This window comes from Ramlibacter sp. (assembly GCF_035655895.1).
Classification (GTDB): Bacteria; Pseudomonadota; Gammaproteobacteria; order Burkholderiales; family Burkholderiaceae_C; genus Ramlibacter.
This window is the reverse complement of record NZ_DASRTN010000006.1, coordinates 167289-182751: the sequence shown is the minus strand read 5'-3', so window position 1 is coordinate 182751 and position 15463 is coordinate 167289. Positions and strand designations below refer to the sequence as shown.

The window sequence follows — 15463 nt, the reverse complement described above, 5'->3', positions numbered from 1 at the left end:
GGGGCTCCACGCCCCGCCTGCAGCCACTCTAGGAACGCACCGGCCGGGCATGCAGCGGCCGCCGGCGCGTGTCCCTGTAGGACCCGTCGCGCGCGGCTCAGCCGTCCCCTTCGATGTCCCGCAGGATGCGATCGAGCCGTGTCGACAAGGACTCTGTCGAGAGCTTCTCGCGAAAGCGTTCGACCATCAGCGGAAGGCTCATCGGACTCGGGTGGCGCAGGTGGACCAGTTCCAGTCGCCGTCGTGCGATGCGCTCCAGCGTCGCCCGCAGTCGGGACAGCTCGAGCTCCTGGCTGAGCACCTCGCGCTCGGCCTGGTTCAGCAGCAGGTTGCCCTGGTCGTACTTGCGAAAGACCTCGTAGAACAGGCCGCTGGAGGCCTGCAGCTGCCGCATGCTCTTGGGCTGGCCGGGGTAGCCCGTGAAGATGAGTCCCGCCACGCGCGCGATCTCGCGGAAGCGGCGCTGCGCGAGCTCCGAGGAATTGAGCGACGCCAGCACGTCGTGCAGCAGGTCGTCGCCGGAGAAGACCGATCCGTCGGCCACCGGCGCAAGGTCGAACGCCTCGGCGCTCACCAGCTCGAATCCGTAGTCGTTGACCGAGATGCTGAACGTGTTGGGGCGCTCGCGCGCGAGGCGCCATGCCAGCAGGCTGGCCAGCCCCAGGTGCACGTGGCGGCCGGCGAACGGATGCACGTACAGGTGCTGCCCCTCGCGCGAGCGGTAGGTCTCCACCAGGATGGTGTCCGGCGTCGGGATGCGGGACAGCCGTGCCTGCGTCTCCAGCATGGGCCGTGCGGCCTCCAGTTCGGGATGGGCGTACTCGCCCCGGGACGCCGCCTGCATCATCTCCAGCACCGCGTCGCCAAGCTCGGTGGACAGCGCCATCTTGCTGCCCTGCCACGTCGGCACCGTGCCCTTGGTGCGGGTGGCCTTGCGCACGTAGGCGGCCATGTCCTGCACCCGCACGAATTCGAGCAGCCGTCCCGCGAAATAGAAGCAGTCGCCCTTGCGCAGCCGCGCGATGAAACCTTCCTCGATCGTGCCGATGTTGCCGCCGCTGAGGTATTTCACCTGCATCGACGCATCGCTGACGATCGTGCCGACGGACAGCCGGTGCCGCCGGGCGATGCCGCGGTCGGGCACGCGCCACACGCCCGCCTCGTCCTGCCGGATGCGGTGGTAGTCGGGGTAGGCCGAGAGGCTCTCGCCGCCGCGTTCGCAGAACGCCAGCGCCCAGTCGAACTCCTCGCGCGTGAGGTCGCGATACGACCAGGCCGAGCGCACTTCCTCGTAGAGCGCATCCGCCTCGAATCCACCGCCGAGCGCGATGGTGACGAGGTGCTGCACCAGCACGTCCAGCGGCTTGGCCGGCGCTTCGCGCCGTTCGACCCGGCCCTCGGCGGCAGCGACGCGCGCCGCGGCCGCCTCGATCAGCTCCATCGTGTGGGTCGGCACCAGCGTGAGCCGGCTGGCGCGGCCGGGCGCATGACCGCTGCGGCCGGCGCGCTGCATGATCCGCGCCACGCCCTTGGCCGAGCCGATCTGCAGCACCCGCTCCACCGGCAGGAAGTCCACCCCGAGGTCGAGCGAGGACGTGGCCACGACGGCGCGCAGGCGCCCTTCCTTCAAGCCGAGCTCGACCCACTCGCGGGTCGAACGATCCAGCGACCCGTGGTGCAGCGCGATCTCGCCCGCCCAGTCCGGCCTGGCCTGCAGCAGCAGCTGGTACCAGATCTCGGCCTGCGACCGGACATTGGTGAAGACCAGCGTCGGGCCGGCCTGGGCGATCTCCTCCACCACGGGCGCCTGCATCCGCGCGCCCAGGTGGCCGGCCCAGGAGTACTTGCCCGGATCGGGCGGAATCAGCGTGTCGATCACCAGGGTCTTGTCGATCCTGCCGCGCACCAGCAGCGGCCGCGGCCGCCGCTGAGGACCGCACAGGATCTCCATCGCCTCCTCGAGATTGCCGAGCGTCGCGCTCAGTCCCCAGGTGACCAGCGCGGGATGGAAACGCCGCAGCCGCGCCAGGGCGAGTTGCGCCTGCACCCCCCGCTTGCTCCCGATCAGCTCGTGCCATTCGTCGACCACGACGAATTCGACCGACTGGAGTTCCTGGCGAGCGTGCTCGCGCGTGAGCATCAGGCTCAGGGACTCCGGCGTGGTGACCAGCACCGTCGGGAAGCGCCGGTCCTGGCGGGCACGCTCGGCACTGGCGGTGTCACCGGTGCGCTGGCCGATCGTCCACGCCGGTGCCAGGTCGCGCAGGGGCGCGGTGAGCGCCCGCGTGGTGTCGGCGGCGAGCGCCCGCATCGGCGTGAGCCAGATCGCCCGCAGCGGCTCGGCGCCACGACCCGGCGGATGGCGCGCCAGCAGCATGTCGAGCATGCCGAGCCACACGGCGTAGGTCTTGCCGGCGCCGGTCGTGGCATGCAGCATGCCGCTGCGTCCCTGCGCGATCGCGCGCCACACCTGCTGCTGGAAGGCAAAGGGTGTCCAGCCGCGCGCGGCCATCCAGCGCTGGCCGGGCGCCGCCAGGCTGTCGCTCCCGTCCGGGACACCTTCCACGTCTGCGTTGCGAGCCATCGTCGCTCACGATTGTCGGCGCGCCGCTGTCCCCGTGGGGTCCCGCGACCTGTCGCATTGCCGCCGCACTGCCGCCTGCGACGCCCGCGCCCTCGCTTAAGCTCGGGGCATGTCGAGCCTGTCGCGCTGGTTACCCTTCCTCCGCTGGCCGCGACCCGACGCGGCGCTCTTGCGCGGCGAGGTCGCCGCGGCCCTCACGGTCGCCGTCGTGATGATCCCGCAGTCGGTGGCCTATGCCGGCCTGGCAGGCATGCCGCTGGTGACCGGCCTGTACGCCACCTTCCTGCCGATGCTGGCCGCGGTGCTGTTCTCCAGCTCCACGCGCCTGTCGGTCGGGCCCTCCGCCCTCAGCAGCGTGCTGGTGGGGGCGTCGCTGGTCGGCATGGCTCCCCCAGGGAGCGCGCAATGGGTGGCGCTGGCGGTCTGGCTCGCCCTGCTGTCCGGCCTGATGCAGCTGGCCGTGGGCGCCGGTGGCGCCGCCTGGATGCTGAACCTGGTGAGCTCGCCGGTGCTCACCGGCTTCAGCCAGGCGGCCGCGGTGCTGATCATCGCGTCGCAGCTGCCGCAGCTGCTCGGACTGCAGGGGCCGCTCTCCAGCCTGCTGCACGGCCCCCGGTTCGACCTCGAGGGGCTCGCCTACGGCCTGGTCTGCGTGGCCCTCTTCGAGTTCGGCAAGCGCAAGCTGCCCAAGGTGCCGATGGTGCTGCTGGTGCTGGCCGCGGTGGCCGTCCTGAGCGCCGCCACCGGCTATGCCGGCCGGGGGCATGTCGTGGGCGCGCTGCCGGCAGGCCTGCCGGGGTTCTACTGGCCCGCCCTCCCCGCCTGGGACGTGCTGGGCGCGCTGGTGGCCCCTTCGCTCGTGCTGGCGCTGGTCAGCTCGATGGAGATGGCGTCGAGCGCCAAGATCGAGAGCCAGCGGGACGGGCGGCGCTGGGACGCCAACCAGGACCTGATCGGCCAGGGGGTGGGCAAGCTGGCATCCGCGTTCTCCGGCAGCTTCCCCACGAGCACCTCGTTCTCGCGCTCGGCGATCACGCTCTATGCGGGTGCCCGCACCGGCTGGGCGACCGTCGCCTCCGCAGCGATCGTGCTGCTGGTGCTGCTGTTCCTCACCCCGGCGCTCTACCACGTGCCGACGGCGGCGCTCTCCGCCGTGGTGGTGGCGGCGGTCATGGGGCTGATCAAGCCCAAGGTGTTCCGCACCTTGTGGCAGGTCGACCGGGTCGAGGCGATCACGGCCGCCGTGACCTTCGCGGTCACCGTGCTGTCGGCCCCGAGGATCTACTGGGGCGTGCTGACCGGCGTGGTGATCGTGCTGGCGCACTTCCTCTACCTGCGGCTGCACCCCCGCATCATCGAGGTGGGGCTGCACCCGGACGGCAGCCTGCGCGACCGCCACCTGTGGACGCTGGCGCCGATCGCGCCCCAGACCTATGCGCTGCGCATGGACGCGGAGCTCGATTTCGCCTCCGCCACCGCGCTCGAGCGTGCTGTCGTCGAACACCTGGCCGCGCATCCCAACACCCGGCACGTGTGCCTGTTCGCGCAGCCCATCAACCGGATCGACGCCACCGGCGTCGAGATGTTCGGCGCGCTGCGGCGCCTGCTCCACGGGCGCGGCATCACACTGCACATCGTGGGCATCAAGCTGCCGGTGGAGAAGGTGCTGCGCAAGTCGGGCGAGCTGGAGGACGGGCCGCTGCTGCGGCTGTACCGCACCGACGTCGAGGCGCTGCTGGCGTTCGGGCGGCTCAGCCCCTGAAGGCGACCGAACTGGGCAACGGCCGACGGGGAGTGGCCGCCCGCGGTGGCGGCCGCCGGGCGCCCGGCTAGGCGCTGACGATCCAGCCCTCGAGCGGATCGAGCCCGACGGGCAGGCCGTAGCGGGGCGCCCCCTGTCGCCACGCCCACGCGGCCTGCATGAGGCACAGCACGGCATCGAGCGCGTCGCCGCTCGCGTCCTCCACCAGCGCGTCGCGCTGCGCGTGGCTCACCTTCAGGCGCAGGCCCAGGCGCGTGCGGCCCGCCTCCAGGGCGGTGACCACGTCCTTGCGGGCGATCAGCCGCTCGGGCGTCTGCTTGCTGCGGTCGTCGTTCTTGTAGCTGCGCCGGCCGATGAGCTCGCGGGCGAGCAGGCCGGGATAGGCCTCCAGCGCGACGCGCTGCGGGTCGCCGTCGTGCAGCCCGGGAAGGTGCACCCCCGCGGCCAGCAGCAGCGGCACGGCCGCGTGCAGCATGTACGCCACGGGCGGATTGACCCATTTCATCGAGGAGCTGGAGCCGGCCAGCCGGTCGAACCGGCGGTGCGCGAACTTCTGCCCGGCCGGCCGCGCGTCGCAGAACGCCGCGAAGGTGCGGCGGATCTCCTCGCGCGACAGGCCCGCATAGTGCCGCATGCAGTCCCGCCAGTCCGTGGGCCAGCCCAGGTGCTCGACCAGTTCGCGCGGCAGCCCGAACGGCACATCGAAACCACCGATCCAGGGCGTGGGCGACCCGAGCCAGTGGCCGAAATCCGCCAGGCTGTCGAGCTTGTGCAGGCGCTCCAGTACCACGCGCTCCTGCACGGCGTGGCCCGTTGCCAGGACGATGGGCTTGCGTCGCGTCGGGCTGCTGGTGAAGTCGCAGCCGACCAGCGGCGGCGAGGCCGGCGTCGTCACGGACCCGGCGCGCCGAGTGCCGCGCGCACGTCGTCGGGCAGCCGCGCACTGCGCAGCCGGCTGCCCGGCCCCGCCTCGTAGCGGCACCACACGCGCGACTCGCTGCCGCGGGCCAGCGGCCGCTCGGGGCCGAGCAGCACGATCTCGTGGCTGACCGTGAAGGAGCTGCCGCCCCAGCGCGAGATGTGCGAGCGCACCTCGCAGTGGTCGCCGAAAGTGGGTGAGCTGAGGAAGTCGCACTGCGCTGACACCAGGGGCAACGTGACGTGCTCGTCGCGCATGCGCTGCGCCGGCCATCCCGCCAGCGCCATCAGCGCCCAGCTGGCGGCGTCCATCCAGCGGTAGTAGGTGGGGTAGTAGATGATGCCGGCAGGATCGCAGTCGCCCCACTCCAGTGTGCGGCGCAGACGGCCCGTCGCAGCCATGCCCCTGCCCTGCCCGGCGATGCTCAGACCCTGCCGCAGATGGCGGCCGTGGCCATCAGGTCTTCCAGCAGCGCCAGCGAGACCCGGCCCGACACGGCGTACGGGTCGAGCTCCGGCTTCTCGGAATACTTCAGCAGGATCGAGTGATTCAGCTTGCTCAGGTTGACTTGGCCCATGGTCCAGCCGCCGAACCGGCGCTCGAAGATCTCTTCGTAGTGCAGCAGCGCCACGTCCTTGTGGCGTTCATCCTTCTGGATGTGGCCGAACAGGTCCGACACCTGCAGGCGGCCGCCTTCGATGGCCTGCAGGAAGATGCCGCCGCCGTAGCAGAGGATGCCGGTGATGCCGCTGATCGGGTTGTGCTGGCGCGCCTGGGCCAGGATCGACTCGATCGCCTCGGGGCTGGTGTCGACGGCGCGGCTGCAGTACAGCAGGCGGACGAGCATGTCAGTTCCCGTTGCCGCGCTTGGGGATCAGCGCCAGGAATTCGCGGCGCAGCGCCGAATCCTTCAGGAACACCCCGCGCATGACCGAGTTGATCATCTTGCTGTCCATGTCCTTCACGCCGCGCCAGGCCATGCAGTAGTGGCTGGCCTCCATGACGATCGCCAGGCCGTCCGGCTGGGTCTTCTCCATGATCAGGTCGGCCAGCTGCACCACGGCCTCTTCCTGGATCTGCGGGCGGCCCATGACCCACTCGGCCAGGCGCGCGTACTTGGACAGGCCGATCACGTTGGTGTGCTCGTTGGGCATCACGCCGATCCACACCTTGCCGATGACCGGGCAGAAATGGTGGCTGCACGCCGACCGCACGGTGATCGGGCCGACGATCATCAGCTCGTTCAGGTGTTCGGCGTTCGGGAACTCGGTGATCGTCGGCGCCTTCACGTAGCGCCCGCGGAACACCTCGTTGATGTACATCTTGGCGACCCGCCGCGCGGTGTCGCCGGTGTTGTGGTCGCTCTGGGTGTCGATGACCATGCTGTCGAGCACGGCCTGCATCTTCACCTCGACCTCGTCGAGCAGGCCCTCGAGCTCGCCGGGTTCGATGAACTCGGCGATGTTGTCGTTGGAGTGGAAGCGCTTGCGGGCGGCGAGCAGCCGCTCGCGGATCCGCACCGACACGGGGGTGCCCTCGTCGGCGGGCTGGAGGGCCGTCAAGTTCGGATCAGCTTTCATGAGCATGGACAATCGTAACACCGCCTGTCCAGCCCTCAGGTCGGAGGGGCAACCCAGCAATGCGAAGCCCCAGCTGGTGGCTGCGCTCCTGATTCCATAGCGGACAAGGCTCTGCCGGCGGCACGGGCGGGCGTTTGGCCCGGAGCGGCGTGGCGTCGGCGCCGAGGCTAGGGATCCAGCAGTTGCTCCAGGTCCTGCAAGGTGTTGGCCTCGTGCAGCGGCTTGTCGGAGCGGATGCGCAGCATGCGCGGGAAGCGCACCGCGATGCCGCTCTTGTGGCGGCTGCTGCGGTTGATGCCTTCGAAGCCGAGCTCGAAGACCAGCGATGGCCGGACGCTGCGCACCGGCCCGAACTTCTCGATGGTCGAGCGCCGGATGATGGCATCGACCTGCCGGAACTCCTCGTCCGTCAGGCCGGAGTACGCCTTGGCGAAGGCCACGAGCTGCAGCCCGCCCGGCTGCGGCGGCTCCTTGCGCGCGATCGCCTCCAGCACCGCCTCGGCCTCCTCCCGCCCGGTCGGCGGCCGACTCCAGACGGCGAAGGTGTAGTCGGTGTAGACCGAGGCGCGCCGACCGTGCCCCGCCTGGGCATAGACCAGCACGCAGTCGATCGTCATCGGGTCGATCTTCCACTTCCACCAGAGCCCGTCGGCCTTGGTGCGGCCGGTGCCGTAGGCCGCGTCGAGCCGCTTGAGCATGAAGCCCTCGACGCCGAGCTCGCGCGACCGCGCCCGCCGCCCGGCGAATTCCAGCCAGGAGGCCGCGGTCTCGATCGGCGACAGCTTGAAGGGCGTGCCGGCCAGCAGCGCCTCCAGCCGGGCGCGTCGTTCACGCTGGGCGAGTTCACGGATGTCGCGGCCGTCCTGTTCGAGCAGGTCGTAGGCCATGAACGTGACCGGCGCGTCCGCCAGCACTTTCTTCGTGAGCGTCTTGCGGCCGATGCGCTGCTGCAGCAGGGAAAAGGGCGCGGGGCGGCCGATCCAGGTACCCGGCGGATCGGCCGGCTCGTCCTTCCAGACCAGGATCTCGCCGTCGAGCACCGTGCCGTCCGGCAACGCCTGTGCCAGGGCCACGATCTCGGGAAAGCGCTCGGTCACCAGTTCCTCGCCGCGCGACCACACCCACACCCGACCGGCGCGCTTGACGATCTGGCCGCGGATGCCGTCGTACTTCCATTCCACCTGCCAGTCGGCCACCGGGCCCAGCCGGGACGCGAACACCTCGGCGGGCCCGTCGAGCTGGTGCGCAAGGAAGAAGGGGTAAGGCTGGCCGTCGTCGGCCCGCTCGGAGGCGCCCTCCTCGACCTGGGCCACCAGCGCCGCGTAGCGCTCGGCCGAGGGCATCACCTTGCCGTCGGTGTAGCCCATCATGCGCTGGGCGACCCGCTTGGCATCCACGCCGCCATGGGCCGCCAGCGCGCGCTGGACCAGCAGCTTGCTGACGCCGACCCGGAAGCCGCCCCCCACGAGCTTGGTGAGGAGGAAGCGCTCCTGGTCGTCCAGCTCGCGCCAGTAGCCGCGCACGCGCTCGGCGATCTCCTGCGGCGGCAGCCCGCGCAGCGGCAGCAACCGCTGCTCGACCCACTCCGCCAGCCCCACGCCCGAAGTGTCCGCCGCGGCGGGAAGCACGTGGGCGATGGTCTCGGCCAGGTCGCCCACGGCCTGGTAGCACTCGTCGAACAGCCAGGGCTCGATGCCCGCCTCCTGGCAGGCGAGCTGCGCGAGCAGGCCCATGCTGATCACCTGGCGCGGCTTGCCCCCCGCCAGGAAGTACACCGCCCAGGCGGCGTCGGCCGGCTCGGCCTGGGCGAAGTAGCGCTGCAGCGCCTCCACCTTGGCATTGGTGGAGGTGGTCGCGTCCAGCTCGGTGAACAGGCGGGAGAACTGCTTCATGCCTGTCCGCCCCTGGCAGGGCCGTCCGACCGCGTGTCGCTCAACCCGGAAGTGCGCTGGCCGGGGCCGCGGCGGCAACGCGCTGCGGCTCCAGGGCCTGAACCACGACGGCACGGTAGCGGTCGAGGAACCAGCGCTCGGTGAGCGACTCGAGGACCACCTGGCGGGCGGCCCGCGTGATGCGCTCCAGTTCCTGCGGACGCGCGGCGTAGTGCGCCACCTTCTCCTCCAGGTCGGAGTAGTCCCACTTCAGCGGCACATAGGTTTCCCCGGGCACGAACAACTGGGGAGCGGTCTCCACATGTGCCATGTCGGGTTTGAGGATCAGGCTGCCGCACAGCGCGGCCTCGAAGTCGCGCCAGCACAGCTCGCCGAAACCGAAGGGGCAGACGCACATCTTGCTGCGCAGCATCTCGCCGTAGTACTCGTCCTGCGGCACCGGCGCCGTGGGCGCCAGCACCTTGAAGCGGTCACCCAGCCGCTGGATGGCCGCATTGGCCGGCTCACGCACCGCATAGAGCAGCGACCCTGGCTGGCCATTGCTGGCGCGGCACATCACGTCGACATCGCGTCGGGCCATGTCGGGCGGCGTGCCCAGGCTCTTCGAGAGCGCATGGATCTTGTCGTCCAGGCCGATGTTCCAGCCGACCTTGATCTTGACCAGATCGTGTGCCGGCAGCGCGCCGATCTGCGGCACGTGGTCTTGCGAGAAGTCGAAGCCGAAGGTGCGCGCAGCGTAGTCGGTGAGATTGCTGCGGCCTGCATAGCCGCGCTCGTAGGCGCTGCGGTCGGCGAAGGCATGCTTCTTCACATACAGGTCCACGGCCTGCAACACGCCTGGCCACGGAATGCACTGGTCGTCGTCGCCGTCGAAATACACCAGCGCCGTCCCGCTCGCATCCGCGCGGCGGCGCAGGGTCCGAGCGATCTCGTGCGCCTGCGCCAGTGGCGTGCGGAAGGTGAACTTGAAGAACACGGCCTCGTACCCGGCGAAGTCTGGTGCCTTGTCCTTCAGCACCGCGTCGAGCGGGCGGAAGTGCAGCACGTGTCCGAACTCCCGGCGCAGTGCCTTCAGGTGCCGCGTCATCGGCGCGAACTGCTGGTCGCTGGTGTAGGACGCGCCATCGCACGCCACCAGGACGTGGACGGGCCGCGGCCCATGGCCGAGCGTGTGCGCCTTCCAGGCCGCTGCACCGCTCAGGCCAGCCTGCGGCGTCGCCATGCCCATGCGCCAGCCCAGCGCCTTGCGCTTGAGCCAAGGCTTCAATCTCTTCTTCAACTCGTGCATGTGTCGGGTCCCGGTGGCTGCAGGTGGCGCCCGCCGATGCGGACTTGGCGCAGTCTAGGCTCAGGCATGGGAAAAGAGCCCGCCTCGTAACCGATTGCAACACCAGGTCGTTAGGAGGCGTCCGGTGCGGGTGCGGGCGCGCCGTCCTCGATGGCGTCGTCGTATTCGGTCTGGAATCCCTCGGCGCGCAGCCCCCGCTCGGCCAGGTAGCGCACCATCACGGGCACGCTGCCGTGGGTGATGATGACGCGTTCGGCACCGGTCGCGCCGATGGCACCCAGCAAGCCCGGCCAGTCGGCATGGTCGGACAGCACGAAGCCGCGGTCGTAGCCGCCCCGGCGGCGCGCGCCGCGCAGCTGCATCCAGCCGCTGGCGAAGGCCGTGCTGCTCTCGCCGAAGCGGCGCAGCCAGGTGCTGGCCACCGCGCTCGGCGGACAGAGCACGAGCGCGCGGCAAAGCTCGGCGCGGTCCTTCACCTCGGTCACCAGGCGGGTCTCGGGAAGGGGCACGCCGGCCGCACGGTAGGCGTCGTTCAGCGGGCGGACGGCGCCGTGCACGATGATCGGGCCGATGGTGGGGTCCACGCCGCTGAGGATGCGCTGTGCCTTGCCGAAGCTGTAGCAGGCCAGCACGCTGGCCCGCCCCACCGCCGCGTTGCGGGCCCACCAGCCGTTGATGTCGGCAAACAGTTCGTCGTCTGCGCGCCAGCGGTAGATCGGCAAGCCGAAGGTCGACTCGGTGATGAACACGTCGCATCGCACCGGCTCGAACGGATCGCAGGTGCGGTCGGGCGCCACCTTGTAGTCGCCGCTCGCGACCCACACCTGCCCGCCGTGCTCCAGACGCACCTGGGCCGACCCGAGCACGTGTCCGGCGGGGTGCAGCGACACCCGCACGCCGTGGTGCTCGATGGCTTCACCGTAGCGCAGGGTCTGCAGCCGGATGTCACCGAGTCGCGAGCGCAGCACGCCTTCGGCGGACGCCGCGGCCAGGTAGTGCCCGTTGCCGACGCGCGCGTGGTCGGCGTGCGCATGGGTGATCACGGACCGGGCGACGGGGCGCCACGGATCGATGTAGAAGTCGCCCGGCGGGCAGTACAGGCCCTCCGGCCGCTGGATGACGAGATCCTGCCGCGCCACGCCTTCGCCCGCCATCACCAGTACCTCCTCTTGCCCTGGACCGCCAGCGCCAGCCGCATCACCGCAAGGGCCACGCGCTCGAACAGGCGCTCGCGCAGCGAACGCTGGTCGTACTGGGACACCAGCATCGGCTCCCCTTCCCGGCCCACGGCGTCCAGCAGGCGAGCGCGCAGCGCGGCGGCGAAGCCGGCGTCCTCGATGACCACGTTGGCCTCGCGCGCCAGCAGCAGGCTGAGCGGGTCGAGGTTGGACGACCCCAGCGTCGCCCAGGTGCCGTCGATCACCGCCACCTTGGCGTGCAGGAAGCTGGGCGAGTATTCGTGGATCTCGATGCCGGCCCGCAGCAGCGCCCCGTAGACCGGGCGCGCCGCGTAGTACTGCATGAAGTATTCGTAGCGGCCCTGCAGCAGCAGCACCACCCGGACCCCGCGCCGCGCGGCGTTGGTCAGCGCATCGCGCATGCGCCGGCCCGGCACGAAGTAGGCGTTGGCGATCAGGATCTCCTGGCGGGCCCGGCCGATGGCGCGCAGGTACGACTTCTCGATGCTGGCCCGGAAGCGCAGGTTGTCGCGCAGCACCAGGGCTGCGCGCGAGCCGCGCTGCGGGGGCGCGGCCGGCAGCGGACGCGGCCGCTGGCGAAGCTCGCGCAGCGAGGTGATCGCGCCTTCCAGATCGCCTTCGCGCAGGTCCTCGAAGGTGCGCATGCGCTGCCACAGGTGCAGGACGGTGGCGTAGGCGTCGACGACCAGGGGACCGGCCACCCGGACGGCGAAGTCCAGGCGCGGCGCCGGCAGCGTCCCGTGGTTGGGATCGTGCAGGTCGTCCAGGATGTTGATGCCCCCGCAGAACGCGACGTTGCCGTCGATCACGCACAGCTTGCGGTGGAGCCGGCGCCAGCTGCGCGGCGTCACGACGTAGAAGCGGCCCGGCGGCGCGAAGGTGCGCCACTGCACGCCGGCCGCCACCAGGCGGCGGCGCCATTCCGGCGGCACGGCCGGAGTGCCGAAGCCGTCGACCACGACGTGCACCCGCACGCCGCGCCGCGCCGCCTCGACCAGCGCGCCGGCGACCGCCTCGCTCGCACCCGTGAAGTCGAAGATGTAGGTTTCCAGCCAGACCTCGCGCCGCGCTGCGTCGATGGCCTCGACCAGCGCCGGAAAGAACTCGGCGCTGCCTTCGAGCAGCCGAAGGGCATGGCCCGTGCGCAGCGGTGGGATGCCGTGCGCCATGGCCGTCAGAGCCCCAGGGTGGCGATCAGCGGCAGGTGGTCGGACATCTTGCCCCACACCCGGCCGCGCGGGATCTCCAGCCCCAGCGGCTTGAGCCCGCGGGCGTACACGTAGTCCAGCTGCGTGAGCGGCAGGCGCGACGGGTACGTGCGCGCCCGGGCGTCGATCGCGTCGCGCAGCCCCAGCGCATTCATCGCCGGTCGCAGCTTGCCGCCCCAGTCGTTCAGGTCGCCGGCCACGACCAGCGGCGCCCGCCGCGGGATCTCGCGGTCGACGTACTGGCCCAGCTGCTCCACCTGCCGCAGCCGGCTGGCGGCGATCAGCCCCAGGTGCAGCACGATGACGTGCACCTCGCGCCGGCCGATCATCAGCTGCACGTGCAGCAGCCCGCGCTGCTCGAAACGGTGGTCGGACATGTCCTCGTGACCTTGCGACACCACCGGCCAGCGCGACAGCAGGGCGTTGCCATGTTCGCCATGCCGCGTGGTGGCGTTGGTCTGGTAGACCGCCTCGTAGCCCTCGGGGGCGAGGAACTCGGCCTGCGGCAGCTCGGGCCAGCGGGTGAAGTAGCGTTCCTCGCGGCGGTGCAGCTTGCGCACTTCCTGCAGGCAGACCACGTCGGCGTCGAGCTGTTCGACGGCATGGCCGATGTTGTGGATCTCGAGACGCCGCGCGGGCCCGAACCCCTGCACGCCCTTGTGGATGTTGTACGTGGCGACGCGGATCACGGGCATCGTTGAAATTGTGGCAGCAACAGGATCGCTTCGGCGTTGGACGGCGAGAAGCAGGCGTCGGCCGCCTCGCGCCAGGGCAGCCAGCGGCAGGCCGTGTGCTCGCGTGGCGCGAGCCGCACGGGCGTTCCCGGCGGCACCTGCAGCCCGAACACGTGTTCGGTGTTGTGCGTGACGCCGGGCGCGTAGCGCGACCGCCAGCGTGGATAGATCTCGTAGACGTTCTCGAGCCCCCAGTCGCACAGCTGCGCGTGCAGCGGGGTGCCGGGGCTGCAGTCGATGCCGGTCTCCTCGGCCACCTCGCGCACGGCCGTCTGCGCGAATGTTTCGCCTTCGTGGTCCTTGCTGCCGGTCACCGACTGCCAGAAGCCGGACGCATCGGCGCGGCGGATGAGCAGGACGTCCAGGGCCGGCGTGTGGATGACCACCAGCACCGATTGCGGGATCTTGTAGGGGCGAGGCTCCATGAGAAAGGGGCGCCGAGGCGCCCCTTGATTCTGCCCGCCGGCGCCGCGCTGCGGCGGCCGTGGCCTCAGGCAGGCTGCGGATTGCGCAGGCGAATGTGCAGTTCGCGCAGCTGCTTCTCGTCCACCGGGCCCGGCGCCTGGGTCAGCAGGTCCTGGGCACGCTGGGTCTTGGGGAAGGCGATCACGTCGCGCAGGCTCTCGGCGCCCGTCATCAGCATGACGAAGCGGTCCAGGCCGATGGCGATGCCGCCGTGCGGGGGCGCGCCGTACTGCAGGGCGTCCAGCAGGAAGCCGAATTTCGCCTGCGCCTCCTCCGCGCCGATCTTCAGCGCACGGAACACCTTGCTCTGCACGTCCTCGCGGTGGATCCGGACGGAGCCGCCCCCCAGCTCGATGCCGTTGAGCACGGCGTCGTAGGCCTTGGCCACGCAGCGGCCGGGATCGGTCTCGAGCCAGTCCTCGTGGCCATCCTTGGGCGAGGTGAACGGGTGGTGCACCGCGTTCCAGCGCTGGGCGTCGTCGTCGAACTCGAACATCGGGAAGTCGACCACCCACAGCGGCTTCCACTCGCCTTCCACCAGGCCCTTGGCCTTGCCGAACTCGCTGTGGCCGACCTTGACGCGCAGTGCGCCGATCGCGTCGTTCACCACCTTGGCCTTGTCCGCACCGAAGAAGATCAGGTCGCCGTCCTTGGCGCCGGTGCGCTTGACGATCTCGGCGATCGCGGCGTCGTGCAGGTTCTTGACGATGGGCGACTGCAGGCCGTCACGGCCCTTGGCGACCTCGTTGACCTTGATCCACGCCAGGCCCTTGGCGCCATAGATCTTCACGAACTCGGTGTAGCCATCGATCTCGCCGCGGCTCATCTCGCCGCCGCCGGGCACCCGCAGGCCCACGACGCGGCCGTCTGCCTGGTTGGCCGGCCCGGAGAACACCTTGAAGTCCACGTCCTTCATCACGTCGGTCAGCTCGGTGAACTCCAGCTTGACGCGCAGGTCCGGCTTGTCCGAGCCGTACAGGCGCATGGCGTCGGCGTGCTTCATCACCGGGAAGGCCGGCAGTGCGACGCCGATGGCGTGCTCGAAGGTGCTGCGGATCATGCCCTCGAACATCGTGCGGATCTCCTCCTCGTTCATGAAGGAGGTCTCGATGTCGATCTGGGTGAACTCGGGCTGGCGGTCGGCGCGCAGGTCCTCGTCGCGGAAGCACTTGGTGATCTGGTAGTAGCGGTCGAAGCCGGCCACCATGAGCAGCTGCTTGAACAGCTGGGGCGATTGCGGCAGCGCGAAGAACATGCCGTCGTGCACACGGCTGGGCACCAAGTAGTCGCGCGCGCCCTCGGGCGTGCTCTTGGTGAGCATCGGCGTCTCGATGTCGATGAAGCCGTTGGCGTCGAGGAACTTGCGCACCTCCATCGTCACCTTGTAGCGCAGCATCAGGTTCTTCTGCATGTACGGCCGGCGCAGGTCCAGCACGCGGTGCATCAGGCGCGTGGTCTCCGAGAGGTTCTCGTCGTCCAGCTGGAACGGCGGCGTCACCGACGGGTTCAGCACGGTGAGCTCGTGGCACAGCACCTCGATCTTGCCGCTCTTGAGGTTGTCGTTGGTGGTGCCGGCCGGGCGTGCGCGCACCAGGCCCTTGACCTGGATGCAGAACTCGTTGCGAAGGCCTTCGGCCGTCTTGAACATCTCGGGCCGGTCGGGATCGCACACCACCTGCACATACCCCTCGCGGTCGCGCAGGTCCACGAAGATCACGCCGCCGTGGTCGCGGCGTCGGTTCACCCAGCCGCACAGGGTCACCGTCTGACCGAGCAGGGCTTCGGTCACGAGGCCGCAATAGGTGGAGCGCATTGTTTGTGAAGACATGGGG

General features: G+C 70.3%; 13 protein-coding genes. 1 reads left to right on the top strand and 12 read right to left on the bottom strand.

Going from position 1 to position 15463, the window contains the following annotated elements; genetic code table 11:
- Positions 1-97: 97 nt before the first annotated feature.
- Entirely contained in the window at positions 98-2512 is a 2415-nt protein-coding gene (locus VFE82_RS04005; protein WP_324999899.1) for a ligase-associated DNA damage response DEXH box helicase, read from the bottom strand.
- A 181-nt stretch (positions 2513-2693) separates the two neighbouring features.
- Between VFE82_RS04005 and VFE82_RS04000 the strand changes: the two genes are divergently transcribed.
- Positions 2694-4346: a SulP family inorganic anion transporter gene (locus tag VFE82_RS04000; RefSeq protein ID WP_324998951.1), complete on the top strand. Its 1653-nt coding sequence runs from the start codon at positions 2694-2696 to the stop codon at positions 4344-4346.
- 67 nt (positions 4347-4413) lie between these two features.
- Here VFE82_RS04000 and VFE82_RS03995 read toward each other — a convergent pair whose 3' ends face one another.
- The 11 genes from VFE82_RS03995 to aspS form a co-directional block, all read right to left on the bottom strand.
- The gene (locus VFE82_RS03995) at positions 4414-5241 is read right to left on the bottom strand and encodes a DUF429 domain-containing protein (protein WP_324998950.1); all 828 of its coding nucleotides are present in this window, start codon (positions 5239-5241) and stop codon (positions 4414-4416) included.
- On the bottom strand, positions 5238-5666 hold the full coding sequence (locus VFE82_RS03990; protein ID WP_324998949.1) for an acyl-CoA thioesterase: 429 nt from the start codon (positions 5664-5666) through the stop codon (positions 5238-5240). The genes VFE82_RS03995 and VFE82_RS03990 overlap by 4 nt, the downstream gene beginning before the upstream one ends.
- A 23-nt stretch (positions 5667-5689) precedes the next feature.
- Positions 5690-6112, bottom strand: coding sequence for a BLUF domain-containing protein (locus VFE82_RS03985; protein WP_324998948.1), 423 nt, complete (start codon positions 6110-6112; stop codon positions 5690-5692).
- Position 6113: 1 nt separating this feature from the next.
- Positions 6114-6851 carry a GTP cyclohydrolase I gene (folE, locus tag VFE82_RS03980; protein ID WP_324998947.1) on the bottom strand — a complete coding sequence of 246 codons (738 nt, stop codon included), beginning with the start codon at positions 6849-6851 and terminating at the stop codon, positions 6114-6116.
- Between the two features lie 161 nt (positions 6852-7012).
- Positions 7013-8737 carry an ATP-dependent DNA ligase gene (locus VFE82_RS03975; protein WP_324998946.1) on the bottom strand — a complete coding sequence of 575 codons (1725 nt, stop codon included), beginning with the start codon at positions 8735-8737 and terminating at the stop codon, positions 7013-7015.
- Positions 8738-8777: 40 nt separating this feature from the next.
- Positions 8778-10004 (bottom strand): glycosyltransferase, encoded by a 1227-nt coding sequence (locus VFE82_RS03970; protein WP_324998945.1) that lies wholly within the window; start codon positions 10002-10004, stop codon positions 8778-8780.
- A 131-nt stretch (positions 10005-10135) separates the two neighbouring features.
- Positions 10136-11179, bottom strand: a complete 1044-nt coding sequence (locus VFE82_RS03965) for a ligase-associated DNA damage response exonuclease (RefSeq protein ID WP_324998944.1) — start codon at positions 11177-11179, stop codon at positions 10136-10138.
- The gene (clsB, locus tag VFE82_RS03960) at positions 11179-12393 is read right to left on the bottom strand and encodes a cardiolipin synthase ClsB (protein ID WP_324998943.1); all 1215 of its coding nucleotides are present in this window, start codon (positions 12391-12393) and stop codon (positions 11179-11181) included. Before clsB ends, VFE82_RS03965 begins: the two co-directional genes overlap by 1 nt.
- Before the next feature lie 5 nt (positions 12394-12398).
- Entirely contained in the window at positions 12399-13127 is a 729-nt protein-coding gene (locus VFE82_RS03955; protein WP_324998942.1) for an endonuclease/exonuclease/phosphatase family protein, read from the bottom strand.
- A complete protein-coding gene (nudB, locus tag VFE82_RS03950; protein WP_324998941.1) occupies positions 13118-13591 on the bottom strand; it encodes a dihydroneopterin triphosphate diphosphatase in 474 nt (157 codons plus the stop codon). Before nudB ends, VFE82_RS03955 begins: the two co-directional genes overlap by 10 nt.
- Before the next feature lie 65 nt (positions 13592-13656).
- Positions 13657-15459, bottom strand: coding sequence for an aspartate--tRNA ligase (gene aspS, locus VFE82_RS03945; RefSeq protein ID WP_324998940.1), 1803 nt, complete (start codon positions 15457-15459; stop codon positions 13657-13659).
- Positions 15460-15463 lie beyond the last annotated feature (4 nt).